This is a genomic window from Geomicrobium sediminis (assembly GCF_016908595.1).
GTDB classification, from domain to species: domain Bacteria; phylum Bacillota; class Bacilli; order Bacillales; family Marinococcaceae; genus Geomicrobium_A; species Geomicrobium_A sediminis.
On the sequence record NZ_JAFBEC010000015.1, the window covers coordinates 16,065 to 38,370 of the forward strand.

At 44.0% G+C, this 22,306-nt stretch carries 39 protein-coding genes; all 39 read right to left on the minus strand.

Features of this window, described 5'->3' with window-relative positions; all coding sequences use genetic code 11:
- Position 1: 1 nt before the first annotated feature.
- Positions 2-868 carry an energy-coupling factor transporter ATPase gene (locus tag JOD17_RS18225; protein WP_204699452.1) on the minus strand — a complete coding sequence of 289 codons (867 nt, stop codon included), beginning with the start codon at positions 866-868 and terminating at the stop codon, positions 2-4.
- Positions 844-1,674, minus strand: a complete 831-nt coding sequence (locus JOD17_RS18230) for an energy-coupling factor transporter ATPase (RefSeq protein WP_204699453.1) — start codon at positions 1,672-1,674, stop codon at positions 844-846. Before JOD17_RS18230 ends, JOD17_RS18225 begins: the two co-directional genes overlap by 25 nt.
- Before the next feature lie 129 nt (positions 1,675-1,803).
- On the minus strand, positions 1,804-2,169 hold the full coding sequence (gene rplQ / locus JOD17_RS18235; RefSeq protein WP_042360801.1) for a 50S ribosomal protein L17: 366 nt from the start codon (positions 2,167-2,169) through the stop codon (positions 1,804-1,806).
- A 94-nt stretch (positions 2,170-2,263) separates the two neighbouring features.
- Positions 2,264-3,208 carry a DNA-directed RNA polymerase subunit alpha gene (locus tag JOD17_RS18240; protein ID WP_042419931.1) on the minus strand — a complete coding sequence of 315 codons (945 nt, stop codon included), beginning with the start codon at positions 3,206-3,208 and terminating at the stop codon, positions 2,264-2,266.
- 158 nt (positions 3,209-3,366) lie between these two features.
- Positions 3,367-3,759, minus strand: a complete 393-nt coding sequence (rpsK, locus tag JOD17_RS18245; protein WP_042360800.1) for a 30S ribosomal protein S11 — start codon at positions 3,757-3,759, stop codon at positions 3,367-3,369.
- 21 nt (positions 3,760-3,780) lie between these two features.
- Positions 3,781-4,146, minus strand: coding sequence for a 30S ribosomal protein S13 (rpsM, locus tag JOD17_RS18250; RefSeq protein WP_042360799.1), 366 nt, complete (start codon positions 4,144-4,146; stop codon positions 3,781-3,783).
- Positions 4,147-4,167: 21 nt separating this feature from the next.
- Entirely contained in the window at positions 4,168-4,281 is a 114-nt protein-coding gene (rpmJ, locus tag JOD17_RS18255; RefSeq protein WP_081831858.1) for a 50S ribosomal protein L36, read from the minus strand.
- A 62-nt stretch (positions 4,282-4,343) separates the two neighbouring features.
- The gene (infA, locus tag JOD17_RS18260; RefSeq protein ID WP_042360798.1) at positions 4,344-4,562 is read right to left on the minus strand and encodes a translation initiation factor IF-1; all 219 of its coding nucleotides are present in this window, start codon (positions 4,560-4,562) and stop codon (positions 4,344-4,346) included.
- A gap of 3 nt (positions 4,563-4,565) precedes the next feature.
- Positions 4,566-4,868, minus strand: a complete 303-nt coding sequence (locus JOD17_RS18265; protein WP_204699454.1) for a KOW domain-containing RNA-binding protein — start codon at positions 4,866-4,868, stop codon at positions 4,566-4,568.
- 14 nt (positions 4,869-4,882) lie between these two features.
- Positions 4,883-5,629, minus strand: a complete 747-nt coding sequence (gene map / locus JOD17_RS18270; RefSeq protein WP_042360796.1) for a type I methionyl aminopeptidase — start codon at positions 5,627-5,629, stop codon at positions 4,883-4,885.
- Entirely contained in the window at positions 5,626-6,279 is a 654-nt protein-coding gene (locus tag JOD17_RS18275) for an adenylate kinase (protein ID WP_204699455.1), read from the minus strand. The genes map and JOD17_RS18275 overlap by 4 nt, the downstream gene beginning before the upstream one ends.
- 32 nt (positions 6,280-6,311) lie before the next feature.
- Positions 6,312-7,607 carry a preprotein translocase subunit SecY gene (secY, locus tag JOD17_RS18280; RefSeq protein ID WP_204699456.1) on the minus strand — a complete coding sequence of 432 codons (1,296 nt, stop codon included), beginning with the start codon at positions 7,605-7,607 and terminating at the stop codon, positions 6,312-6,314.
- Positions 7,607-8,047, minus strand: a complete 441-nt coding sequence (gene rplO, locus JOD17_RS18285) for a 50S ribosomal protein L15 (protein ID WP_042360794.1) — start codon at positions 8,045-8,047, stop codon at positions 7,607-7,609. The genes secY and rplO overlap by 1 nt, the downstream gene beginning before the upstream one ends.
- Positions 8,048-8,079: 32 nt before the next feature.
- The gene (gene rpmD / locus JOD17_RS18290; protein WP_042360793.1) at positions 8,080-8,268 is read right to left on the minus strand and encodes a 50S ribosomal protein L30; all 189 of its coding nucleotides are present in this window, start codon (positions 8,266-8,268) and stop codon (positions 8,080-8,082) included.
- 13 nt (positions 8,269-8,281) lie between these two features.
- The gene (rpsE, locus tag JOD17_RS18295; protein ID WP_042360792.1) at positions 8,282-8,776 is read right to left on the minus strand and encodes a 30S ribosomal protein S5; all 495 of its coding nucleotides are present in this window, start codon (positions 8,774-8,776) and stop codon (positions 8,282-8,284) included.
- Between the two features lie 21 nt (positions 8,777-8,797).
- A complete protein-coding gene (gene rplR, locus JOD17_RS18300; protein WP_042419929.1) occupies positions 8,798-9,157 on the minus strand; it encodes a 50S ribosomal protein L18 in 360 nt (119 codons plus the stop codon).
- Positions 9,158-9,235: 78 nt separating this feature from the next.
- Positions 9,236-9,772 (minus strand): 50S ribosomal protein L6, encoded by a 537-nt coding sequence (gene rplF / locus JOD17_RS18305; protein WP_204699457.1) that lies wholly within the window; start codon positions 9,770-9,772, stop codon positions 9,236-9,238.
- A gap of 32 nt (positions 9,773-9,804) precedes the next feature.
- Complete coding sequence (gene rpsH / locus JOD17_RS18310) at positions 9,805-10,203, minus strand: 30S ribosomal protein S8 (protein WP_042360790.1); 399 nt, start codon at positions 10,201-10,203, stop codon at positions 9,805-9,807.
- 31 nt (positions 10,204-10,234) lie between these two features.
- Positions 10,235-10,420, minus strand: coding sequence for a type Z 30S ribosomal protein S14 (locus JOD17_RS18315; RefSeq protein ID WP_042419926.1), 186 nt, complete (start codon positions 10,418-10,420; stop codon positions 10,235-10,237).
- A 39-nt stretch (positions 10,421-10,459) separates the two neighbouring features.
- The gene (rplE, locus tag JOD17_RS18320; protein WP_204699458.1) at positions 10,460-10,999 is read right to left on the minus strand and encodes a 50S ribosomal protein L5; all 540 of its coding nucleotides are present in this window, start codon (positions 10,997-10,999) and stop codon (positions 10,460-10,462) included.
- Between the two features lie 26 nt (positions 11,000-11,025).
- Positions 11,026-11,337, minus strand: a complete 312-nt coding sequence (gene rplX, locus JOD17_RS18325) for a 50S ribosomal protein L24 (RefSeq protein WP_042420094.1) — start codon at positions 11,335-11,337, stop codon at positions 11,026-11,028.
- Positions 11,338-11,391: 54 nt separating this feature from the next.
- Positions 11,392-11,760 carry a 50S ribosomal protein L14 gene (gene rplN, locus JOD17_RS18330; RefSeq protein ID WP_042360787.1) on the minus strand — a complete coding sequence of 123 codons (369 nt, stop codon included), beginning with the start codon at positions 11,758-11,760 and terminating at the stop codon, positions 11,392-11,394.
- A 32-nt stretch (positions 11,761-11,792) separates the two neighbouring features.
- The gene (gene rpsQ, locus JOD17_RS18335; RefSeq protein WP_042360786.1) at positions 11,793-12,056 is read right to left on the minus strand and encodes a 30S ribosomal protein S17; all 264 of its coding nucleotides are present in this window, start codon (positions 12,054-12,056) and stop codon (positions 11,793-11,795) included.
- Positions 12,057-12,075: 19 nt separating this feature from the next.
- Positions 12,076-12,279, minus strand: a complete 204-nt coding sequence (gene rpmC, locus JOD17_RS18340) for a 50S ribosomal protein L29 (protein WP_042360785.1) — start codon at positions 12,277-12,279, stop codon at positions 12,076-12,078.
- Positions 12,269-12,703 carry a 50S ribosomal protein L16 gene (gene rplP, locus JOD17_RS18345; protein ID WP_042360784.1) on the minus strand — a complete coding sequence of 145 codons (435 nt, stop codon included), beginning with the start codon at positions 12,701-12,703 and terminating at the stop codon, positions 12,269-12,271. The genes rpmC and rplP overlap by 11 nt, the downstream gene beginning before the upstream one ends.
- A 2-nt stretch (positions 12,704-12,705) precedes the next feature.
- Complete coding sequence (gene rpsC, locus JOD17_RS18350; RefSeq protein ID WP_042360783.1) at positions 12,706-13,365, minus strand: 30S ribosomal protein S3; 660 nt, start codon at positions 13,363-13,365, stop codon at positions 12,706-12,708.
- A gap of 3 nt (positions 13,366-13,368) precedes the next feature.
- Positions 13,369-13,710, minus strand: a complete 342-nt coding sequence (gene rplV, locus JOD17_RS18355) for a 50S ribosomal protein L22 (protein ID WP_042360782.1) — start codon at positions 13,708-13,710, stop codon at positions 13,369-13,371.
- A gap of 19 nt (positions 13,711-13,729) precedes the next feature.
- Positions 13,730-14,008 (minus strand): 30S ribosomal protein S19, encoded by a 279-nt coding sequence (gene rpsS, locus JOD17_RS18360; RefSeq protein ID WP_042419920.1) that lies wholly within the window; start codon positions 14,006-14,008, stop codon positions 13,730-13,732.
- A 100-nt stretch (positions 14,009-14,108) separates the two neighbouring features.
- A complete protein-coding gene (rplB, locus tag JOD17_RS18365; protein WP_042419917.1) occupies positions 14,109-14,948 on the minus strand; it encodes a 50S ribosomal protein L2 in 840 nt (279 codons plus the stop codon).
- Between the two features lie 28 nt (positions 14,949-14,976).
- Complete coding sequence (rplW, locus tag JOD17_RS18370; RefSeq protein WP_042419914.1) at positions 14,977-15,264, minus strand: 50S ribosomal protein L23; 288 nt, start codon at positions 15,262-15,264, stop codon at positions 14,977-14,979.
- Entirely contained in the window at positions 15,264-15,884 is a 621-nt protein-coding gene (rplD, locus tag JOD17_RS18375; RefSeq protein WP_042360780.1) for a 50S ribosomal protein L4, read from the minus strand. Before rplD ends, rplW begins: the two co-directional genes overlap by 1 nt.
- A 27-nt stretch (positions 15,885-15,911) precedes the next feature.
- Positions 15,912-16,541: a 50S ribosomal protein L3 gene (gene rplC / locus JOD17_RS18380; RefSeq protein WP_042360779.1), complete on the minus strand. Its 630-nt coding sequence runs from the start codon at positions 16,539-16,541 to the stop codon at positions 15,912-15,914.
- Positions 16,542-16,612: 71 nt separating this feature from the next.
- Positions 16,613-16,921 carry a 30S ribosomal protein S10 gene (gene rpsJ, locus JOD17_RS18385; protein ID WP_042360778.1) on the minus strand — a complete coding sequence of 103 codons (309 nt, stop codon included), beginning with the start codon at positions 16,919-16,921 and terminating at the stop codon, positions 16,613-16,615.
- 326 nt (positions 16,922-17,247) lie between these two features.
- Positions 17,248-17,406, minus strand: coding sequence for a hypothetical protein (locus tag JOD17_RS18390; protein ID WP_193745157.1), 159 nt, complete (start codon positions 17,404-17,406; stop codon positions 17,248-17,250).
- 131 nt (positions 17,407-17,537) lie between these two features.
- Positions 17,538-18,728 carry an elongation factor Tu gene (tuf, locus tag JOD17_RS18395; protein ID WP_204699459.1) on the minus strand — a complete coding sequence of 397 codons (1,191 nt, stop codon included), beginning with the start codon at positions 18,726-18,728 and terminating at the stop codon, positions 17,538-17,540.
- 104 nt (positions 18,729-18,832) lie between these two features.
- Positions 18,833-20,911, minus strand: coding sequence for an elongation factor G (gene fusA / locus JOD17_RS18400; RefSeq protein WP_042419910.1), 2,079 nt, complete (start codon positions 20,909-20,911; stop codon positions 18,833-18,835).
- Between the two features lie 45 nt (positions 20,912-20,956).
- Positions 20,957-21,427: a 30S ribosomal protein S7 gene (gene rpsG, locus JOD17_RS18405; protein WP_042419908.1), complete on the minus strand. Its 471-nt coding sequence runs from the start codon at positions 21,425-21,427 to the stop codon at positions 20,957-20,959.
- 52 nt (positions 21,428-21,479) lie between these two features.
- Positions 21,480-21,893 (minus strand): 30S ribosomal protein S12, encoded by a 414-nt coding sequence (rpsL, locus tag JOD17_RS18410; RefSeq protein ID WP_042360776.1) that lies wholly within the window; start codon positions 21,891-21,893, stop codon positions 21,480-21,482.
- A 154-nt stretch (positions 21,894-22,047) separates the two neighbouring features.
- The gene (locus JOD17_RS18415) at positions 22,048-22,296 is read right to left on the minus strand and encodes a ribosomal L7Ae/L30e/S12e/Gadd45 family protein (RefSeq protein WP_204699460.1); all 249 of its coding nucleotides are present in this window, start codon (positions 22,294-22,296) and stop codon (positions 22,048-22,050) included.
- Between the last annotated feature and the right edge of the window lie 10 nt (positions 22,297-22,306).

A 22,306-nucleotide genomic window follows, 5' to 3' on the forward strand; every position in this document is an offset into this window, starting at 1 on the left:
ACTAATGTCCCCCTTTTTCTGGCCAATTTGTCATCAACTGCTCAGCGAGTTGTTCTGACGATTGGTTCGTTACATCTATCGACCAGTTGGAACGGCGAAGCGCCATCCCAATTCGAACGGCAGGTGGTACTGCTAAGTTCATAGCTGTAAGCGATTCAACTTCTCGGAACACATCGATCGGTTTTCCTTGTAACTTTACGCTGCCTTCATTCATGACAATCACATCATCCGCATAATTCGCTGCATCTTCCATGTCATGGGTAACGAGTACCGTCGTTAATCCGTGTTCCTCATGCCAACTTCTAAACAATTGTAATAACGCTCGGTGACCCGAAGGATCAAGCCCAGCAGCTGGCTCATCTAATATTAGTACCTCAGGTTCTGTTGCGAGCACACCTGCAATGGCTACCCGCCTCATTTGCCCACCACTTAATTGAAATGGAGACTCGTGAAGATAATCTTCGTGTAATCCGACTAAGTTTAAGAGCTCCGGAAGTCGCCTTTTTACCCGCTCTACCGACATTCCATGTTGAATGGGACCGAAGAGGATATCCTCTTCAACCGTTGAACCGAACAATTGGTGTTCTGGGTATTGAAATACCATTCCGACTTTTTTTCGTAGCGGCTTAATTACTTTTCGCTTTACTCCTGGTTGCAAAACCGTAGAGTCTACGGTAACTTGTCCGCTCGTTGGGACAAGAAGACCATTGATATGTTGCATTAACGTCGACTTTCCAGATCCTGTGCTACCAACGACCGCAGTAAAGGAGCCTGAAGAAATGGAGACGTCAACGCCATTAAGTGCTCTCTTCTCAAACGGAGAGCCAAGCATATATGTATACGTTACATCCTCGAATTTGATGTGCACAGTGACTTCACCCACTCGTCTTCATCTAACAAATAGTTCGTTTGAAAGCCGTTCTCTACAAGATGTTTTTGAACTTGTAAGAAGTAAGGCAAATGAAAATCACGTTCAACGAGAAATTCTGGCTTTTGAAAGAACTCCTCTGCCTTAGAATCGTTGATAATTTTCCCATGTTCCATGAAGACGACCCGGTCCGATTCAAGTGCTTCTTCAAGCTCATGAGTAATCATTAAGATCGTAATACCTCGTTCATGCAACTGCTTCATCGTTGCCATCACTTCTTTACGTCCCTTAGGATCAAGCATCGCAGTTGCTTCATCAAAGATCATAATATCGGGTTGTAAAGCAAGCACACCTGCAATAGCAGCTCGTTGCTTTTGTCCACCTGATAAACGATGGGGTTCCGCGAAAAGTAGATCATCGACACCTACACGCTCGCTAGCTGAGGCAATACGCTTAAGCATTTCATCCCGTGCAACTCCAGCATTCTCTAAACCAAAAGCAATGTCATCTCGCACAGTCGCTGCAACAAATTGATGATCCGGATTTTGAAAAACCATACCGGCTTTCTGACGAATATTCCATATTTCACCTTCATCGTCTGTTGATTTACCTGCTACAGTAACCGCTCCTGAAGTAGGAGTTAAGAGAGCATTGATCAACCGAGCTAGCGTTGATTTTCCCGAACCATTCGTCCCTAAAATTGATACCCATTCTCCTTGTTTAATTGTAATGGAGAGATCTTGAATAATCCAATCTTGCTCGTCTGTATATTTGAAAAAGACATTCTTACACTCAATTGTAGACAAACACTAATCCCCCCTTTTGTAATCAATAAAGAAAGTGTATCGATAAAAACGGTGCGAAGCAATCATCAACCCAAAGTAACTAAAAAAAGGCAGCGACGAAGTGGTCCCCGTCCTGCCCCAAAACGAATGTTATACGAGTTCGATGACTGCCATCGGTGCACCGTCACCTTTACGTGGTTCCATCTTAACAATACGAGTGTAACCACCTTGACGATCTTCGTAGCGTGGACCAATTTCGCTGAACAATTTCTGAACTGCGTTTTGGCTATCACTTTCTTCGCTAACGTTCTCATTACGAATGAATGATGCCGCTTGACGACGAGCATGAAGATCTCCGCGTTTACCAAGTGTGATGACTTTCTCTACAATCGGGCGTAAAGCTTTCGCCTTCGATTCAGTCGTAACAATCTTTTCGTTGATAAGCAAATCGGTTGCAAGATCGCGGAAAAGAGCTTTACGAGCAGAGCTGTCACGTCCTAGTTTTGCGTATGCCATAATCGTTTCCCTCCTTCAACTGAGCCTATATCTTCTGTTTAGAAAGAGCTAAGCATTGCCCAATACTTTTACTCATTCTAAACAACGTGGATCCTTAATCTTCGTTACGTAAACCGAGACTAAGTTCACCAAGCTTTTCTTGTACTTCTTCTAGAGACTTACGTCCAAGGTTACGCACTTTCATCATGTCTTCTTCAGACTTCTGAGTGAGCTCTTGAACCGTATTGATGCCAGCACGCTTCAAACAGTTGTATGAGCGAACAGACAAATCGAGTTCTTCGATTGTCATTTCTAGCACTTTCTCTTTTTGGTCTTCCTCTTTTTCCACCATAATCTCCGCATTCTGTGCTTGATCGGTCAAGCCAATGAAGATGTTAAGATGCTCGTTCATAATCTTCGCACCTAGAGAAACGGCTTCTTCAGGACGGATGCTGCCATCTGTCCAAACATCAAGTGTCAATTTATCGTAGTTGGTAATTTGACCAACACGAGTGTTTTCAACTTGATAGTTTACACGAGATACCGGTGTAAAAATCGAATCAATCGGAAGAACTCCGATTGGTAAATCTTCATGATTGTTTCCTTCAGCAGGAACATAGCCACGTCCGCGTTTTGCTGTCATACGCATATGCAACTGTGCACCTTTCGTTAAAGTAGCAATGTGAAGATCCGAATTTAAGATATCTACGTCGCTGTCATGGTTGATGTCACGTGCAGTGACGACACCTTCTCCATTTGCGTCAATTTCAAGCACTTTTTCTTCATCCGAATGAATGTTCAGAGCTAGTTTTTTCAAGTTCAAAATGATCGTTGTGACATCTTCAACAACGCCCTCAATCGTTGAGAACTCGTGAAGAACACTGTCAATTTGAACATTGGTAATCGCAGACCCTGGGAGGGAGGATAATAGGATTCGACGTAAGGAGTTCCCTAATGTCGTACCATAGCCACGTTCCAAAGGCTCCACAACGAATTTGCCATATTTAGCATCCTCGCTGACTTCGATCGTTTCAATGCTTGGCTTTTCGATTTCAATCATATTATTTCCTCCTTAAAAACGTCGGAATCCGAAAAGGCGTGCATCGCACGTCTCTTCGCTTTTTCCTGAAAAGGCAGTGATTAACACTGTACACCATGCTTGTGGTTCCCACATCTAACCATTATAGTCACATTCCGGTTATTTAAACCTCTATGGTGTTAAACTCTCCGACGTTTCGGGGGACGACAACCGTTATGAGGTACCGGCGTCATATCACGGATGACATTAACTTCAAGTCCAGTTGCTTGTAAAGAACGAATTGCTGCTTCACGTCCAGCTCCAGGTCCTTTAACGGCAACCTCAACACTCTTCATACCGTGCTCCATCGCTGATTTCGCAGCGCTTTCTGCAGCCATTTGTGCAGCAAAAGGTGTTGACTTACGAGAACCTTTGAAACCAAGGTTACCCGCGCTTGCCCAAGAAAGTACATTTCCTTGAAGATCCGCGATCGTTACAATCGTGTTGTTAAATGTTGAACGAATGTGCGCAACTCCAGCATCTACTTGCTTACGTTGACGACGTTTGCGAGATGTTGTCTTAGGTTTAGCCATTTTAATTTACCTCCTTATCCATTACTTCTTCTTGTTAGCGATCGTCTTACGAGGACCCTTAACCGTACGTGAGTTGTTCTTCGTTCGTTGTCCACGAGCAGGAAGACCACGACGGTGGCGGATTCCACGATAAGATCCGATCTCAATTAAACGCTTGACGTTAAGTGACTTTTCACGACGAAGGTCACCTTCTACGTTGTAGTTACCTACGACAGTACGAATACGTCCAAGCTCTTCATCAGTAAGATCACGTACACGTGTTTCAGTAGAAACTTCTGCTTCTTCAAGTACTTTCTCAGCAGTAACTTTACCGATACCGTATACATAAGTGAGTGAAATCACAACGCGTTTATCGCGAGGGATATCGACACCAGCTATACGTGCCAAATTCAAGCACCTCCTTGATATTTATCCTTGTTTTTGTTTGTGCTTCGGATTTGAACAGATCACCATAACCGAACCGTTACGGCGGATGACCTTACAGCGTTCACAGATCGGTTTGACGGACGGTCTGACTTTCATCCTGTTTCCCTCCTTCATGATCGGCATCCTTTGGGAGGCCCACGTCTGCTAAACTGTGACGTTTATTTATAACGATACGTAATTCGCCCACGTGATAAGTCATACGGAGATAACTCCACAGTGACTTTATCTCCAGGCAAGATACGAATAAAGTGCATTCGAATTTTACCAGATACGTGCGCGAGGATCTTGTGTCCATTTTCTAACTCGACACGAAACATCGCGTTTGGTAGCGGCTCAATGACTGTGCCTTCTACTTCGATAACATCATCTTTGGCCATGGATTACTCTCCTTCCTTTATTATAACAGGTTTCTCCCTGCAATACTGAATCAACCCGTGACGGATTTTGGCATTGGTCACTGAATCTGTCTGCTCGAGGCTCTTCTTAACCTCAGAAGCGATATACCCCATCTTCCGTAAATGGCGTATGTTCTTCTTCTTTGCAGTCTGAAACCTACGACCATCACCATCTGCGACACGAACAAAGTGAACATCGAGAATCGACACGACAATGTAATGATTGCCAGCATCTTTTCCTTTCAAGGCGCAAACAACCTCACCGAGATGATAAGCTGTTTCGTCCATCATGAACTCCTTTGTTAGGCTAGAGTCAATATCTCATAGCCTGTATCTGTAATAGCAATGGTGTGCTCAAAGTGTGCGCAATTTGCACCATCTGAAGTGACCACGGTCCATTGATCGTCGAGGGTATGAACATAACGTTCTTGCATGTTAATCATCGGTTCTACTGCCAACACCATTCCAGGCTTAAGACGAGGTCCTTTGCCTGGTGGTCCGTAGTGTGGAATTTGCGGCTCTTCATGCAAGTTTTGCCCAACACCGTGTCCCACATACTCTCTGACTACCGAGAACCCATGCTTTTCGACGTATCTTTGAATTGCATGAGAGATATTGGAGAGCCTTTCCTTAGGTTTTGCTTCTGCAAGACCCTCGTACAAGGCATCCCGGGTGACATCCAAAAGTTTTTGGTCTCGTTCATTGATCGTACCTACTGGATACGTCCAAGCAGAGTCACCATGATACCCTTGGTATTTAGCACCAATGTCGATGGAGATAATGTCCCCATCTTTCAAAACACGCTTTCCCGGAATCCCGTGAACGAGTTCTTCATTGACAGAAGTGCATATACTCCCAGTAAACCCATGATACCCTTTAAATGATGGTTCTGCATCACGTGAACGAATGTAAGAATCGGCAATTCTATCCAACTCGGCAGTGGTAATTCCAGGTTGGATATGCTCTTTCAGTACAGCATGTGTTTCAGCAACGATTTGACCAGCAATTCTCATGATGCCAATCTCACGTTCAGTCTTCGTTATAATCATGCACGAAGACCTTTCAAGAGCTTATCGATTTGTTCATAGACAACATGAATGTCTTGATCGCCATCGATGTCCTTAAGGTAGCCCTTATCCGTGTAGAAATCTTTCAATGGTTGTTGCTGTTCAATGTTCACATCAAGACGTTTTTCAACCGTTTCCGGTTTGTCGTCTTCACGTTGAATCAATTCACTGCCGTCCACATCACAAACGCCATCGACTTTCGGTGGGTTGTAGATCACGTGATACGTTCTCCCTGAAGTAGGTGAAACACGACGACCCGCAAGACGCTCAACGAGCTTTTCTTTAGGGACATCAATGTTAAGAACGTAGTCGAGCGACCGGCCAAGGTCAGAAAGAATGTCTTCAAGCGCTTGTGCCTGTACTGGCGTACGTGGAAAGCCGTCAAGAAGAAATCCATCTTTGCAATCGTCTTGAGAAAGACGTTCTTTTACAATACCGATCGTCACATCATCGGGAACCAATTCCCCAGCATCCATAAAACCTTTTGCCTTCACTCCAAGTTCAGTTTGCTCTTTAATAGCAGCGCGGAACATGTCGCCAGTTGAAATATGAGGAATGTTGTATTCACTCTTAATTCGATCAGCTTGTGTTCCTTTCCCTGCACCTGGAAGACCCATTAAAATTAAATCCATACTACCTCTCCTATCCGCTTGTCACTCTACGCTTACTTAATGAAGCCTTTATAGCTTCGTTTAATAAGCTGACCTTCAATTTGCTTCATCGTATCAAGGGCAACGCCCACGACAATAAGAAGCCCTGTTCCTCCAATTTGAATCTGCTGTGGTAATCCAAGCTGATTCGTAAAGAAGATCGGTATAATCGAAACTGTGGCCAAAAATAGAGCGCCGACGAAAGTGAGACGGTACAAGATTCGACGAATCGTAAGTTCCGTAGCTTTACCAGGCCGTACTCCAGGAATATAGCCACCTTGCTTTTTCAAGTTCTCGGCCATCGTTTCAGGATTCACTTGTACAAACGTATAGAAATACGTGAATGCAATAATGAGTCCTACATAAAAGATGAGCCCAATTGGGTTATTATAGTTGAAGTTTTCAACGACCCATTGTGCAGCACTACTAGTGTCGGCAAAGAAGCCAGCAACCGTAGGCGGGAAAATAAACAAAGCCATCGCGAAGATGACCGGAATTACCCCGGCAGAGTTAACTTTTAAAGGTAAGTGGGTAGACTGAGCTCCAGCAGTATTGCCTTGCCCTACAACCCGTTTAGCATACTGAATCGGTACTTTTCGAATCGCTTGTTGTACGAACACAACACCAACGATAATGAGTAAAACGGCTAGCGCCAATAGAAGAATCGTGACGATTCCCATAAACATCTGATCGCCTTGATCTTGAATCTGCGTTGCGTATATCATGTTCACGCCATTTGGTATCCCCGCAGCAATACCTGAGAAAATAAGAATCGAGATTCCATTTCCAACGCCTTGTGCAGTGATTTGCTCACCAAGCCACATCAAGAACGTTGTACCAGCCGTCATAATCAACGCAATCATTAAGTACGTTGTAATACTAGGGTCTGGTATTAATCCAGGAAACTGTGTGTTGAAACCAATAGACATGGCCAATGCTTGGACAAAGGCTAACACAACGGTAAAATATCGTGTAAACTGCGCAAGCTTCCTACGCCCTGCTTCACCCTGCTTCGACCACTCTGTGAATTTCGGAACGACGTCCATCCTAAGAAGTTGAACGACGATCGACGCAGTGATGTATGGAAATACACCCATCGCGAAGATCGAAAAGTTCCCGAGCGCTCCGCCCCCGAACGTATCGAGGAAGCCAAAAGCACTTGCTTCGTCCTGAAACGATAACACATCACTATCTGCCCCTGGTACAGGAATAAAAGTTCCCATACGATAGACGACAAGCATCAACAAGGTGAAAAGAATCTTACGGCGCAGATCAGCGACTCGAAATATATTGGCGAGCGCCTTAAACATTAGACCACCTCTGTTGTACCGCCGGCTCCTTCAATCACCTTAGTTGCAGATGCAGAGAACTTGTTGGCCTTTACGGTAAGTTTTTTATCTAGACTACCGTTACCAAGAACTTTGATCCCATCGTTAGCTTTCTTTACGATTCCTTCTTCAATAAGAAGTTCCGGAGTTACTTCCGTACCTTCAGCAAATTGATTCAGGCTTTCTACATTAACAATGCTGTAAGTTTTACGAGTAGGGTTTGTGAATCCACGTTTAGGCAAACGCTTGTAAATCGGATTCTGACCACCTTCAAAACCACGTCTTACGTTACCGCCAGAACGAGATTTTTGACCGTGCTCACCACGACCCGCTTTGTTTCCACGTTTAGCACTGTATCCGCGACCGACGCGAATGCCAGATTTACGTGAACCCTCAGCTGGTTTTAACTCATGTAGTTTCATCCATGCGCACCTCCTGTCTTATCACCTGTGATTTATTGGTTGATCTCTTTAACGCTCAAAAGGTGGGATACTTTGTTAACCATCCCTCTGATCGCTGGATTGTCTTCTTGAACGACAGTATGATTGACTTTACGAAGTCCAAGCGTCTTTACCGTTACACGTTGGTCTTCAGGACGTCCGATCAAACTACGCTTGAGGGTGATTTCTAGCTTGTTTGCCATGTCATTTCCCTCCTTATCCTAGCAATTCTTCGACGCTTTTACCTCGAAGCTTCGCTACATTTTCTGCTGTTTTAAGAGAAGTTAAACCTTCTAACGTCGCACGAACCATGTTAATCGGGTTGTTAGAACCGTGTGATTTAGAAAGAATATCTCCAACTCCACCTAGCTCGAGTACCGCACGTACAGGACCCCCTGCAATGATTCCAGTACCTTCGCTCGCTGGCTTAAGAAGTACTTTACCTGCGCCAAAACGTCCAATTAATTCGTGAGGAATTGTTGTTCCAACACGTGGCACGCTTACTAAGTTTTTCTTTGCGTCTTCAATCGCTTTACGGATCGCTTCTGGTACTTCGAGAGCTTTACCCATACCAAAGCCTACGTGTCCATTACGGTCTCCGACAACAACGACAGCTGCAAAGCGAAAACGACGACCACCTTTAACAACCTTCGCTACACGATTGATCGCTACTACTTTTTCTTCAAGATCCAGTTTGTTCGGATCGATCATAAATTTTCCCTCCTTCGACCTTTAGAATTTCAGACCTGCTTCACGTGCTGCATCTGCAAGAGCAGCTACACGTCCGTGGTATACATAACCGCCGCGGTCAAAAATGACGTTTTCGTATCCTTTTTCAATGGCACGCTTACCTACAAGTGCTCCGACTTCTGTAGCAGCTGTAACGTTTCCGCCGTGGTCAACGTTCACATCTTTATCAAGCGTAGAAGCAGCAACAATTGTTTCGCCCTTCACATCGTCGATCAATTGAGCGTAGATGTGGTTTGAAGAACGAAATACGTTTAAACGAGGACGCTCAGTTGTACCTTTGATCTTCAAGCGGATGCTTTTTTGACGACGTTGACGTGCAACGTTTTTTGATGTTTTCGCCATGAGAATGTATCCTCCTTTCGTGCCGTTCGATCCATGAGTACGAGTCTTTCCAAAAGAAAGATCAAGTACCATTTACATTTACTTACCAGTTTTACCTTCTTTACGACGCACTTGTTCGCCAGTGTAACGAATCCCTTTACCTTTGTAAGGCTCAGGCTTACGTACTGAACGAATGTCAGAAGCGATCGCTCCAACTTTTTGCTTATCGATTCCACGAACAATTACTTTGTTGTTCGCTGGAACTTCGATTTCAATACCTTCGATTGCATCGAATTCAACTGGGTGAGAGTAACCAACGTTAAGAACGAGTTTGCTACCTGACTTTGAAGCACGGTAACCAACACCGACAAGTTCTAATGACTTTTCGAAACCTTGAGTTACACCTTCAACCATGTTACCGATCAAGCTACGCGTAGTACCGTGAAGTGAACGGTGTTCTTTATGATCAGAAGGACGGCTTGTTGTAAGCACATCATCTTCGATTGTAATTGCGATAGCTGGGTTAAATGTGTATGACAATTCGCCTTTAGGACCTTTAACGTTCACATGACTTCCGTCTAAAGTGATTGTTACATCTTTAGGAATTTCTAAAGGACTTACACCGATACGTGACATTCTGTCGCACCTCCATTCATGTCTAGCTTTTTTTACCAAACGTAAGCGAGTACTTCGCCTCCGACTTTCTTTTGACGAGCTTCTTTGTCAGTCATAACACCGTTAGATGTTGAAATAACTGCAATACCAAGTCCGTTTAATACACGTGGAACTTCATCTGCTTTCGCATAAACACGAAGTCCTGGCTTACTAATACGCTTCAAGCCTGTGATTACACGTTCGTTTTGCTCTCCGTACTTCAAGAAAATGCGAAGAACTCCTTGCTTTTTATCATCAACGAATTCTACGTCGCGTACGAAACCTTCACGTTTAAGAATCTCCGCTACCTCACGTTTAACGTTAGAAGCAGGAAGTTCCAATTTATCGTGGCGCACCGTGTTCGCATTGCGAATTCTTGTTAACATATCTGCAACCGGATCTGTCATTACCATAATGTTGGACCTCCTTCCTTATCTAAGGATCTTACCAGCTGGCTTTTTTCACACCAGGAATCTGGCCTTTATATGCAAGCTCTCGGAAACAAATCCGGCAAAGCTTAAATTTACGAATAACCGAATGTGGTCTTCCACAACGTTCACAACGAGTATATTCACGAACTTTATACTTCTGAGTGCGTTGTTGTTTTGCAACCATTGATTTTTTCGCCAAGAGTATTTCCCTCCTTCGACTTTTGTGACGCTATCCTCGTTACTTTTGGAAAGGCATGCCGACTTCTTTAAGAAGTGCGTGCGATTCTTCATCTGTTTGAGCAGTTGTAACGATAACGATATCCATACCACGTACTTTATCTACTTTGTCGTACTCAATCTCAGGGAAAATTAATTGTTCTTTAACGCCAAGCGTGTAGTTTCCACGTCCGTCAAACGCTTTGTTTGAGACACCGCGGAAGTCACGTACTCGTGGTAAAGAAACGTGAACCAATTTCTCGAGGAAGTCATACATACGCTCGCCGCGTAGTGTAACTTTCGCTCCGATTGGGTTTCCTTCACGAAGTTTGAAACCAGCGATTGATTTCTTAGCTTTTGTAATAACTGGTTTTTGACCAGCGATTTGAGCAAGCTCTTCAACCGCGCTATCAAGTGATTTCGGGTTGTTTACAGCTTCACCGACACCCATGTTGATGACGATTTTCTCGATCTTAGGCACAGCCATGACCGACGAATAGTTAAACTGCTCGTGTAAACGAGGCACGATTTCTTGTTTATAACGATTTCTTAAAGCGTTCATGATCAAAGACCTCCTTTCAGCAGGTGTTACTTATCGATGACTTCACCTGATTTTTTCGCAACGCGTACTTTCTTTCCGTCTTCTACTTTGTATCCAACGCGAGTTGGTTCGCCGCTTTTCGGATCGATAAGCATAACGTTTGAAACGTGAATTGCTGCTTCCTCGTTAAGAATTCCACCTTGTGGGTTTTCTTGTGTAGGCTTCGCATGCTTTTTCACAACGTTGACACCTTCGACGATTACCCGCTCTTTAGCTGGAAGAGACTTCAGGATTACGCCTTCTTTGCCTTTATCTTTACCAGAGATAACTTTGACCTTATCTCCTGCTTTTACGTTCAATTTCGGCTGCGCCATTCATTCGCACCTCCTTGGTTCTAAGTGGCGATATATTATTTAAAGTACTTCTGGTGCTAGAGATACGATCTTCATATATTGCTTGTCGCGAAGTTCACGAGCAACTGGTCCGAAAATACGTGTACCTCTTGGTCCTTTGTCGTCACGGATAATAACTGCTGCGTTCTCATCAAATTTGATGTAAGAACCGTCGTTACGGCGTACTCCACTACGTGAACGTACGATTACCGCGCGAACAACCTCACCTTTTTTAACAACGCCACCTGGTGTTGCATTTTTGACGGTACACACAATTGTATCACCGATGTTTGCAGTCTTGCGTCCAGTACCACCGAGTACTTTAATGCAAAGAACTTCACGAGCACCAGAGTTGTCAGCAACTTTGAGTCTTGATTCTTGTTGGATCATTACGTTTGCCTCCCTTCAATCAAAGAAGTGTGTTAAATGATTACAGACTCTTCAACGATCTTAATGAGGCGGAAGTACTTATCTTTTGAAAGATGACGCGTCTCCATGATACGGACGATATCGCCGACTTTCGCTTCATTGTTCTCGTCATGAGCTTTGTATTTTTTAGAGTAACGTACACGCTTGCCGTATAATTTGTCACGTTTGTACGTTTCAACAACGACAGTGATTGTTTTATCCATTTTGTCTGAAACAACGCGTCCAGTTAACTCTTTACGGTTATTACGTTCAGTCATTACGTTTGCCCCTCCTTTATTATCCACGAGTAATGCCGAGTTCTCTTTCACGAAGAACTGTGTTGGCTCTAGCAATTTCTTTACGTACGTGACGGATGCGGGCAGGATTATCCAACTGTCCAGTGGCTAACTGGAAGCGAAGGTTGAACAATTCCTCTTTTAGAGTCTTTGTTTGTTGTTCGATTTCAGTTGTTGTAAGATCTCTAATCTCTTTAGCTTTCATTTGCCTCACCACCCATATCTTCACGTTTTACGAATTTACATTTGATCGGAAGTTTGTGCGACGCTAGACGCAAAGCTTCACGTGCAACCTCTTCGTTCACACCTGCAATTTCAAACATGATTTTACCTGGCTTTACTACTGCTACCCAGCCTTCAGGAGCACCTTTACCGGAACCCATTCGAACTTCTAGAGGCTTTGCAGTGTAAGGCTTATCAGGGAAGATCTTAATCCATACTTTACCGCCACGTTTCATGTAACGAGTCATCGCGATACGTGCCGATTCAATTTGACGGTTTGTAACCCAAGAAGCTTCGAGAGCTTGAAGGCCATACTCGCCAAAGTTCACTTCAGTCCCGCCTTTTGCACGACCTTTCATGCGGCCGCGGAATTGACGGCGGTATTTCACGCGCTTAGGCATTAACATAATTAGTTGCCTCCTTCCTGTTTGCTCTTACCTTTCGTGGGAAGGACCTCTCCACGGTAGATCCAAATTTTAACACCGATTTTACCAAACGTAGTATCTGCTTCAGCAGTTCCGTAATCGATATCAGCACGTAGTGTGTGAAGTGGAACTGTACCTTCGCTGTAGCTTTCAGAACGAGCCATGTCAGCTCCGCCTAGACGTCCGTTAACTTCTGTACGGATTCCTTTAGCTCCAGAACGCATTGTACGTTGGATAGATTGTTTCATTGCACGACGGAATGAAACACGGTTTTCGAGTTGACGAGCGATATTTTCTGCTACGAGACGAGCATCCATATCTGCTTGCTTAATCTCTGAAATGTTGATGTGTACACGCTTGCCAGTCATATCGTTGAGCTTCTTACGAAGAGCTTCAACTTCTGAACCGCCTTTACCAATAACCATTCCTGGCTTGGCAGTGTGAATGTTAATGTTCACACGACGTGCAGCACGTTCGATTTCAATTTTAGAAAGTGACGCGTCTTTAAGACGCTCTTCTAGGAATTCACGAATCTTTACATCTTCGTGTAAAAGATCAGCGTAGTCCTTTTCTGCATACCATTTAGACTCCCAGTCACGAATGACTCCGATTCGAAGACCGACAGGATTTACTTTTTGACCCACGTTCTATCCCTCCTTCTTCTCAGAAACAATAATAGTGATATGACTTGTGCGCTTGTTAATACGTGAAGCACGTCCTTGTGCTCTTGGACGGAAACGTTTTAAAGTAACGCCCTCATCTACGTAAGCCGCACTAACATATAAGTTTTCTGCGTCGAGTTCGTAATTGTGCTCAGCGTTTGCAATAGCAGAGTTGAGGACTTTCTCAACGATCGGTGATACACCTCTTGGTGTATGACGAAGAATTGAGATCGCTTCTCCAACTTCCTTACCACGGACAAGATCAATAACCATCCGAGCTTTACGAGGAGCAACACGAACTTGTTTAGCAACTGCTTTAGCTTGCATGAGTGAACCTCCTCTCTAATTAACGGCGCTTCGTTTTTTTGTCGTCTTTATCGTGTCCACGATACGTTCTAGTTGGCGCGAATTCACCGAGTTTATGACCGACCATATCCTCTTGGATGTATACCGGCACGTGCTTACGACCATCGTATACAGCGATCGTGTGTCCGACGAATTGCGGGAAAATCGTAGAACGACGAGACCAAGTTTTAATTACTGATTTGCTGTTCTCATCCATCGCTTCTACCTTCTTAAGCAAATGACTGTCAGCAAAAGGTCCTTTTTTAAGGCTGCGTCCCATGCGAAAGCCTCCCTTCAAATGTGTAAAGTGACGATGATAGCGCCCCAGTTAAAGAAGTAGTTCTTACCACCGTCAGGCGCTTATTCGTCTTGTTCTCCGATTACTTACGCTTATGGTTGCGACGGCGAACAATATATTTATCTGAGTCTTTCTTGCCTTTACGAGTCTTGTAACCGATCGCAGGTTGTCCCCAAGGTGAAACTGGAGCCACACGTCCGATTGGTGCACGACCTTCACCACCACCGTGAGGGTGATCAGCTGGGTTCATTGCAGAACCACGAACGACTGGACGTTTGTTCATCCAACGGCTACGTCCTGCTTTACCAATGTTAATGAGCTCGTGCTCAAGGTTTCCAACTTGACCGACTGTCGCACGGCAAGTAGAAAGAATCAAGCGGTTCTCGCCTGAACGTAGACGGATAAGAGTGTACTTACCTTCACGTCCAAGAATTTGAGCTTGCGCACCTGCAGCGCGTACGAGTTGAGCACCAGCACCAGGCTTAAGCTCGATGTTGTGTACGTTCGTACCTACTGGAATATCTTTAAGTTCAAGTGCGTTTCCTACTTTAATATCTGCATCAGAACCAGAGAAGAGTTTATCTCCTACTTTAAGTCCTTTTGGCGCGATGATATAACGCTTTTCACCATCGATGTAGTTAATCAAAGCGATGTTCGCAGAACGGTTCGGATCGTACTCAATAGTTGCTACACGACCTTCGATGTGATCCTTGTTACGCTTGAAATCGATGATACGGTATTTACGCTTATGACCGCCACCTTGATGACGAGTCGTTAAACGACCGTGGTTGTTACGTCCAGCGCGCTTTGATAAAGGAGCGAGCAATGAACGTTCCGGTTGATCCGTTGTAATCTCAGAGAAGTCTTTCCCTGTCATGAAACGACGACCGTTAGTGGTCGGTTTATAACGTTTTACTGCCATTTTGGTTTCCCTCCTTACTTATTTGATCTTAAGCTTCGCCGAAGATTTCGATCTCTTCGCTGTCTGCTGTAAGCGTAACGATCGCTTTTTTCTTCGCTGGCTTAAAGCCTTCGAAACGTCCAAAACGACGATACTTTTGCTTGTATTTAATCGTGTTGACTTTCAAAACATCAACTTCGAAGATTTCTTCGATTGCTTGTTTGATTTGAGTCTTGTTCGCTCTAACGTCAACCTCGAATGTGTACTTCTTATCTTCCATCTGCTCAGTAGAGCGTTCCGTAATGACTGGGCGCTTGATTAAATCGCGTGCATCCATTAGCTCAGCACCTCCTCTACTCTCTCAACAGCTTCCTTCGTGATAATCACTTTGTCGTAGTTGATAACGTCAAGTACGTTTACGCCAGTGGCAGTAATTGTTTTGACGTTAGGCAAGTTGTTAGCAGACTTCTCAACGTTAGCGTTACGCTCTGCTGTAACGACAAGAGTTTTCTCAGCTGAAAGACTGGAAAGAATGTTGATCATATCCTTTGTCTTTGGAGCATCTAAGCTTAATTCATCTAATACGATAAGAGCATCGTTTTGAACTTTATCAGATAGAACTGATTTCAATGCAAGACGACGAACTTTCTTCGGTAACTTGTAGCTGTAGCTGCGTGGTGTTGGTGCGAAAATCACACCACCGCCCTTCCAAATTGGGGAACGGCTTGAACCGTGACGTGCACGACCAGTACCTTTTTGACGCCAAGGCTTCGCTCCTCCGCCTCGTACTTCAGAACGTGTTTTAGCTTTTTGAGTTCCTTGACGAAGAGAAGCTTGTTGCATCACAACAGCGTCGTGAACAACATTTTCGTTCGGTGTAATCCCGAAAACGGCTTCAGCGAGTTCAACGTCGCCTACTTGTGATCCGCTTTGATTAAATACCGTTACTTTCGGCATGATAAGACTCCTCCTTTCCTCAAAACATTAGTTGCCTTTAATAGCACTCTGGATTTTGACGTAGCTCTTTTTAGCTCCTGGTACGTTTCCTTTAATAAGGAGCAAGTTGCGCTCTTCATCCACTTGAACAACTTCAAGGTTCTGAACAGTAATTTGGCCGCCACCCATTTGACCTGGGCCTTCCATGCCTTTGATTACTTTTGCATCTTGCATCGTACCAAGTGAACCTGGACGACGATGGTAACGTGAGCCGTGGCTCATAGGTCCGCGGGCTTGGTTATGGCGCTTAATTGCACCTTGGAAACCTTTACCCTTTGAAGTTCCAGTTACATCGATGATGTCGCCAACTTCAAATGTATTTACGCTGACCGTTTGACCGATTTCATGACTCGCAACATCGATATTGCGGAATTCACGAACGTAGCGCTTGGGCGCCGTGCTAGCTTTATCAGCATGGCCTTTTTCCGGTTTAGTAGAGCGTACAGGTTTCTTGTCGTCAGCTCCTAACTGAACCGCATCGTAACCATCATTTCCTTGTGTTTTCAACTGCATGACAACGTTTGGATCTGCTTGAACGACAGTTACTGGTACTACTTCTCCGTTCTCGCTAAAAATCTGTGTCATGCCGATTTTTCTACCCAAGATTCCTTTGGTCATCAGTCACACCTCCTGTAATAAATTACTTTAATAATTGTTTGTCCAAATAGACATCCTAACTAAAACGTTGATTAGAGTTTGATCTCAATGTCAACGCCAGATGGTAAATCTAAGCGCATAAGAGCGTCCACCGTTTGTGGTGTTGGACTGATAATATCGATAAGACGCTTGTGTGTACGCATCTCAAATTGCTCACGAGAGTCTTTGTACTTATGAGTCGCACGAAGGATCGTGTAGACAGAGCGCTCTGTTGGTAATGGGATCGGTCCGGATACGTTAGCACCTGAACGTTTCGCAGTATCAACAATCTTCTCTGACGACTGATCTAGAATGCGGTGATCATACGCCTTTAATCGAATACGAATTTTCTCTTTTGCCATGTTTAGCCCTCCTTTTTATCGCCTGATTTTCAGACCTACTCCGCAGAAATCCCACACACCCATCATGGCAAAGGGGCCGGGTGTGTCAGCAACCTTCTGCATCATCGCAATGACAACATAAAAACAGGAAATCCCGTGCGGATCTCCAACTTTGTCACACTTTTACTATTATAAAGGCTTTGCGCCTTGAATGCAAGGGGATTACGAAAGGAATTTCTTGCCTTGTTGTATCATTCAACAGACTTTGTTTGGTTTTCAATCACCAATCTTTATTATAACAAAAACAAACCACTAATGGAAGTATTCATTAGTGGTTTGTTTTTATTTCAGGATGGTGTTTCATCATCTTTAAAAATCATGTCAACGAGCTGTTGGAAACCGTCAATTTGATCTGTAATTAAAAAAGCCGGCAAAAGTAAAACTGCTAACACTAACGCAGAACTAGACAACATAACTCTTGTAACCATCTTTTTCATGATCTTCAAGACTGTTCCCTCCCTTTGGGTAAACAACATTATACTCTCACTATTCGAAATAGCAAGAGTAAATGTTTCTAACTTGTGACAGAGGGATTTAATTAAAAAAAGCACCCGCAAATGCGAGTGCTTCCGTAGCATTACTTAGTGATTGTAGAAACAACACCAGAACCTACAGTACGTCCACCTTCACGGATTGAGAAACGAGTACCGTCTTCAATCGCGATTGGAGAGATTAATTCAACTTCCATTTCAGTGTTATCTCCAGGCATAACCATTTCGATGCTTTCTGGAAGATTTACAACACCAGTTACGTCAGTTGTACGGAAGTAGAACTGTGGGCGGTAGTTGTTGAAGAATGGCGTGTGACGGCCACCTTCTTCTTTTGAAAGAACATAAACTTCAGCTTTGAAGTTCGTGTGTGGAGTGATTGTACCAGGCTTAGCTAGTACTTGACCACGAGTGATGTCCTCACGGTCAACACCACGAAGAAGTGCTCCAATGTTGTCACCAGCTTCAGCGTAGTCAAGAAGTTTATGGAACATCTCAACACCTGTTACTGTTGATTTTCTAGACTCTTCAGTGATACCGAGGATTTCGATCTCGTCACCTACGTTAAGAACTCCACGCTCAACACGGCCAGTCGCTACTGTACCACGACCAGTGATTGAGAATACGTCCTCAACAGGCATCATGAAAGGCTTGTCTTTGTCGCGCTCAGGAGTTGGGATGTAAGCATCCACTTCGTTCATAAGCTCAACAATTTTCTCTTCGTAAGAAGCGTCGCCTTCAAGTGCTTTAAGTGCAGAACCAGCAACAACTGGAATGTCGTCTCCTGGGAAGTCGTACTCAGAAAGAAGGTCACGTACTTCCATTTCTACAAGCTCAAGAAGCTCTTCGTCGTCTACCATGTCAACTTTGTTAAGGAAAACAACCATTGAAGGTACACCTACGTTACGAGAAAGTAAGATGTGCTCGCGAGTTTGTGGCATTGGCCCATCAGCCGCAGATACTACAAGAATCGCTCCGTCCATTTGTGCAGCACCAGTGATCATGTTTTTAACATAGTCAGCGTGACCTGGGCAGTCAACGTGTGCATAGTGACGAGTTTCAGTTTCGTACTCAACGTGAGAAGTTGCGATTGTGATTCCACGCTCTTTCTCTTCTGGAGCACCGTCAATTGCGTCATACGCCATTGCAGTACCTTTACCAGATTTTTTATGAAGTACAGTTGTAATTGCAGCAGTTAGTGTTGTTTTACCGTGGTCGACGTGTCCAATTGTACCAATATTGGCATGCGTCTTGGAACGGTCAAATTTTTCTTTAGCCATTTGAGGATATCCTCCCTTAAATTAGTATATTTATAAAGCAAGAAAGGCTTAAGTACACATACTAGAGTACCCTACACCCTTCAAACTATTTAACTTATTGGTGATTACTCACCAGTGTTTTTCTTGATGATTTCTTCAGAGATACTCTTAGGAACTTCTTCATAGTGATCGAAGAACATAGAGTACGTTCCACGTCCTTGCGTGTTTGAACGAAGTGCTGTCGCATACCCGAACATTTCAGCAAGTGGAACGAACGCGCGGATTGTTTGAGCGTTACCGCGTGCTTCCATACCGTCAACACGTCCACGACGTGAAGTGACATCACCCATAACGTCTCCCATGTATTCTTCTGGAACAACAATCTCAACTTTCATGAGTGGCTCTAGAAGAACTGGAGAACATTTCGATTTAGCTTCTTTGAATGCCATTGATGCAGCAATCTTAAACGCCATCTCGTTTGAGTCAACATCATGGTAAGAACCGTCAAAAAGACGAGCTTTAACGTCAATTACAGGATAACCTGCAAGAAGACCATTTTGCAATGATTCTTCAATTCCTTGTTCAACAGACGGAATGTATTCACGTGGAACTACACCACCAACGATGCCGTTCTCAAATTCAAAGCCTGCGCCCTCTTCATTAGGAGAGAACTCAACTTTAACATGACCATACTGTCCACGACCACCAGACTGACGTACGAACTTCCCTTCAACTTCAGCAGCTTGGCGAATTGTCTCACGGTAAGATACCTGAGGAGCACCTACAACTGCTTCAACTTTGAATTCACGCTTCATACGGTCAACGATGATGTCAAGATGGAGCTCACCCATACCGGCGATAACAGTTTGACCTGTTTCTTCGTCAGTATAGGTCTTGAATGTTGGGTCCTCTTCAGCAAGCTTACCGAGGGCAACACCCATTTTGTCTTGATCGGCTTTAGACTTAGGCTCAACAGACAATGAGATTACTGGTTCTGGGAAGTCCATTGATTCAAGAATCACTAGGTTCTTCTCATCACAAAGTGTATCTCCTGTTGTTGTATCTTTAAGACCTACACCTGCAGCGATGTCTCCAGAGTAAACCGTTTTGATTTCCTCACGAGTGTTCGCATGCATTTGAAGGATACGACCGACACGTTCACGCTTGTCTTTAGAAGCGTTCTTAACGTATGAACCAGAATCTAATGTTCCCGAGTACACACGGAAGAATGTCAACTTACCAACGTAAGGGTCTGTCATAACTTTAAATGCAAGAGCAGAGAAAGGACCGTTGTCGTCAGCTTCACGTACAACCTCTTCGTCACTGTCTACTTTGTGTCCTTTGATCGCAGGAACATCAGTAGGAGCTGGAAGGTAGTCAATAACCGCATCGATCATTGGCTGAACACCTTTGTTCTTAAATGCAGAACCACAAAGAACTGGGTAGAATTGTACAGTAAGCGTTGCTTCACGAATTGCAGATTTGAGTTCTTCGTTGCTGATTGTGTCACCATCAAGATAACGCATCATTAACTCTTCATCAAATTCTGCTACCGCTTCAACTAGCTTCTCACGGTATTCATCTGCTAATTCACGGTGATCTTCAGGGATTTCACGAGTTTCCGTGTTTTGCCCTAAATCATCAAGATAATAGTAAGCTTTCATCTCAACAAGGTCGATGATTGCTTCAAAATCATCCTCAGCACCGATTGGTAGCTGAATTGGATGCGCATTTGCATCTAGACGATCATTTAGCGTTCCTACAGAGTATAGGAAGTCTGCACCCATCTTATCCATTTTGTTTACGAATACGATTCGTGGAACGTGATAAGTGGTTGCTTGACGCCAAACTGTTTCTGTTTGTGGCTCAACGCCCGATTGAGCATCTAGAACCGCAACAGCACCGTCAAGTACACGTAGTGAACGCTCTACTTCAACAGTAAAGTCTACGTGTCCTGGTGTATCAATGATGTTAATACGATGATCTTTCCAAGAAGCAGTTGTCGCAGCAGAAGTAATTGTAATTCCACGCTCTTGCTCTTGAGACATCCAGTCCATCTGTGATGCACCTTCGTGTGTTTCACCAATTTTATGAGTACGACCTGTATAGAACAAGATACGTTCTGTGGCAGTCGTTTTACCGGCATCGATGTGAGCCATGATCCCGATATTACGTGTTTTCTCCAAGGAGAATTCTCTAGCCATGGTTTACACTTTCTCCTTTCAGCTAAATTCAGCTGATATTTATTTTTACCAGCGGTAGTGAGCGAACGCTTTGTTCGCTTCAGCCATACGGTGCGTGTCTTCACGTTTCTTAACAGCAGCACCTGTGTTGTTTGAAGCATCAAGAATTTCATTAGCTAGACGCTCTTCCATTGTCTTCTCTCCACGTAGACGAGCATAGCTTACTAACCAACGAAGACCAAGAGTCGTACGACGGTCAGGTTTTACTTCGATTGGAACTTGATAGTTTGCACCACCTACACGGCGAGCTTTAACTTCAAGTACTGGCATGATGTTCTTTAGTGCTTGATCAAAAACTTCAACTGGATCTTGACCACTGCGTTCACGAACGATGTCAAATGAAGCGTAAAGAATGTTTTGCGCTTTACCTTTTTTACCATCAATCATGATGCGGTTAATCAAACGCGTTACCAATTTAGAGTTGTAGATCGGATCGGCAAGCACTTCACGACGAGGTACAGGACCTTTACGAGGCATAACCAACCCTCCTTTCTGTCTCTATAGACGGGTTAAATCCCATTTAAATGTATTACTTCTTAGAACGTTTCGTACCATATTTAGAGCGACCTTGTTTACGGTCTTGGACACCAGCAGTATCCAATGCACCACGAACGATGTGGTAGCGTACACCTGGTAAGTCCTTAACACGACCACCACGGATGAGCACAACGCTGTGCTCTTGTAGGTTGTGTCCGATTCCTGGAATGTAAGCTGTAACTTCAATTCCGTTCGTCAAACGCACACGAGCATATTTACGAAGAGCCGAGTTCGGTTTCTTCGGTGTCATCGTTCCAACACGAGTACAAACCCCTTGTTTATGAGGAGAAGCTAAGTCCGTTTGAACCTTCTTAAAGCTGTTGTAGCCTTTGTTCAAAGCTGGAGCATCAGACTTCTTAGTTTTGCTTTTACGTCCTTTACGAACGAGTTGATTCATAGTTGGCATGATGTTTCCTCCTTCCTTCTATACTTCTCATGCAGCTTGCAAGATGAACCCTTCTAAATCAGCATTTTATAAGACCACTGTTCCAGGTGTTCACGTATGGGCAAAAGTAATGTTCTTACTAGCGGGAAACATGCACCCGCCAGTAAAAACATCGTTACTTTTTTATCGCTACAGCCGCAGCATTGACCTCAATACCACAAGCTTTGCCGAGCTTTCTCATTGATGAAACGGTTGTTAAAGGCGTTCGCTTTCGTTTCGCTATGTCGATGACTTGCTTCGTTACTAAAACATCCGCATCAGCAGCAATGTAAACTTTTTCAACCAGTTCGGCTGATATTGCTTTCACTGTCGCTTTGACACCTACATAACGCTCACTTGCGTCCGCAATTCTATGATACGACATATCTTCACCT

What these genes read in the sequence shown, in the direction of transcription:
- rpsG (WP_042419908.1), bottom strand. Translation starts at nt 21,427, where the DNA reads ATGCCTCGTAAAGGTCCTGTACCTCGTCGTGAAGTGCTTGCCGATCCG.
- rpsH (WP_042360790.1), bottom strand. Translation starts at nt 10,203, where the DNA reads ATGGTAATGACAGATCCGGTTGCAGATATGTTAACAAGAATTCGCAAT.
- rplD (WP_042360780.1), bottom strand. Translation starts at nt 15,884, where the DNA reads ATGCCGAAAGTAACGGTATTTAATCAAAGCGGATCACAAGTAGGCGAC.
- rplR (WP_042419929.1), bottom strand. Translation starts at nt 9,157, where the DNA reads ATGGCGAAAACATCAAAAAACGTTGCACGTCAACGTCGTCAAAAAAGC.
- rpmD (WP_042360793.1), bottom strand. Translation starts at nt 8,268, where the DNA reads ATGGCAAACAAGCTAGAAATCACCCTCAAGCGTAGTTTGATCGGACGT.
- rplN (WP_042360787.1), bottom strand. Translation starts at nt 11,760, where the DNA reads ATGATCCAACAAGAATCAAGACTCAAAGTTGCTGACAACTCTGGTGCT.
- rpsJ (WP_042360778.1), bottom strand. Translation starts at nt 16,921, where the DNA reads ATGGCAAAAGAGAAAATTCGTATTCGATTAAAGGCGTATGATCACCGC.
- rplB (WP_042419917.1), bottom strand. Translation starts at nt 14,948, where the DNA reads ATGGCAGTAAAACGTTATAAACCGACCACTAACGGTCGTCGTTTCATG.
- JOD17_RS18275 (WP_204699455.1), bottom strand. Translation starts at nt 6,279, where the DNA reads ATGGATTTAATTTTAATGGGTCTTCCAGGTGCAGGGAAAGGAACACAA.
- fusA (WP_042419910.1), bottom strand. Translation starts at nt 20,911, where the DNA reads ATGGCTAGAGAATTCTCCTTGGAGAAAACACGTAATATCGGGATCATG.
- rplE (WP_204699458.1), bottom strand. Translation starts at nt 10,999, where the DNA reads ATGAACGCTTTAAGAAATCGTTATAAACAAGAAATCGTGCCTCGTTTA.
- infA (WP_042360798.1), bottom strand. Translation starts at nt 4,562, where the DNA reads ATGGCCAAAGATGATGTTATCGAAGTAGAAGGCACAGTCATTGAGCCG.
- JOD17_RS18240 (WP_042419931.1), bottom strand. Translation starts at nt 3,208, where the DNA reads ATGATTGAAATCGAAAAGCCAAGCATTGAAACGATCGAAGTCAGCGAG.
- rpmC (WP_042360785.1), bottom strand. Translation starts at nt 12,279, where the DNA reads ATGAAAGCTAAAGAGATTAGAGATCTTACAACAACTGAAATCGAACAA.
- JOD17_RS18415 (WP_204699460.1), bottom strand. Translation starts at nt 22,296, where the DNA reads ATGTCGTATCATAGAATTGCGGACGCAAGTGAGCGTTATGTAGGTGTC.
- rpmJ (WP_081831858.1), bottom strand. Translation starts at nt 4,281, where the DNA reads ATGAAAGTCAGACCGTCCGTCAAACCGATCTGTGAACGCTGTAAGGTC.
- rpsS (WP_042419920.1), bottom strand. Translation starts at nt 14,008, where the DNA reads ATGGGACGCAGCCTTAAAAAAGGACCTTTTGCTGACAGTCATTTGCTT.
- rpsK (WP_042360800.1), bottom strand. Translation starts at nt 3,759, where the DNA reads ATGGCTAAACCTAAGACAACATCTCGCAAACGTCGTCAACGTAAGCAA.
- rplW (WP_042419914.1), bottom strand. Translation starts at nt 15,264, where the DNA reads ATGGATGCACGCGATTTAATCAAGCGCCCAGTCATTACGGAACGCTCT.
- JOD17_RS18265 (WP_204699454.1), bottom strand. Translation starts at nt 4,868, where the DNA reads ATGGACGAAACAGCTTATCATCTCGGTGAGGTTGTTTGCGCCTTGAAA.
- rpsE (WP_042360792.1), bottom strand. Translation starts at nt 8,776, where the DNA reads ATGATCGATCCGAACAAACTGGATCTTGAAGAAAAAGTAGTAGCGATC.
- tuf (WP_204699459.1), bottom strand. Translation starts at nt 18,728, where the DNA reads ATGGCTAAAGAAAAATTTGACCGTTCCAAGACGCATGCCAATATTGGT.
- rpsQ (WP_042360786.1), bottom strand. Translation starts at nt 12,056, where the DNA reads ATGACTGAACGTAATAACCGTAAAGAGTTAACTGGACGCGTTGTTTCA.
- rplC (WP_042360779.1), bottom strand. Translation starts at nt 16,541, where the DNA reads ATGACCAAAGGAATCTTGGGTAGAAAAATCGGCATGACACAGATTTTT.
- rplV (WP_042360782.1), bottom strand. Translation starts at nt 13,710, where the DNA reads ATGCAAGCTAAAGCAGTTGCTAAACAAGTTCGTGTTGCTCCTCGTAAA.
- rplO (WP_042360794.1), bottom strand. Translation starts at nt 8,047, where the DNA reads ATGAAACTACATGAGTTAAAACCAGCTGAGGGTTCACGTAAATCTGGC.
- map (WP_042360796.1), bottom strand. Translation starts at nt 5,629, where the DNA reads ATGATTATAACGAAGACTGAACGTGAGATTGGCATCATGAGAATTGCT.
- rplF (WP_204699457.1), bottom strand. Translation starts at nt 9,772, where the DNA reads ATGTCACGTATCGGTGTAAGTCCTTTAGAAATTCCTAAAGATGTAACA.
- rpsL (WP_042360776.1), bottom strand. Translation starts at nt 21,893, where the DNA reads ATGCCAACTATGAATCAACTCGTTCGTAAAGGACGTAAAAGCAAAACT.
- rplP (WP_042360784.1), bottom strand. Translation starts at nt 12,703, where the DNA reads ATGTTAATGCCTAAGCGCGTGAAATACCGCCGTCAATTCCGCGGCCGC.
- secY (WP_204699456.1), bottom strand. Translation starts at nt 7,607, where the DNA reads ATGTTTAAGGCGCTCGCCAATATATTTCGAGTCGCTGATCTGCGCCGT.
- rplQ (WP_042360801.1), bottom strand. Translation starts at nt 2,169, where the DNA reads ATGGCATACGCAAAACTAGGACGTGACAGCTCTGCTCGTAAAGCTCTT.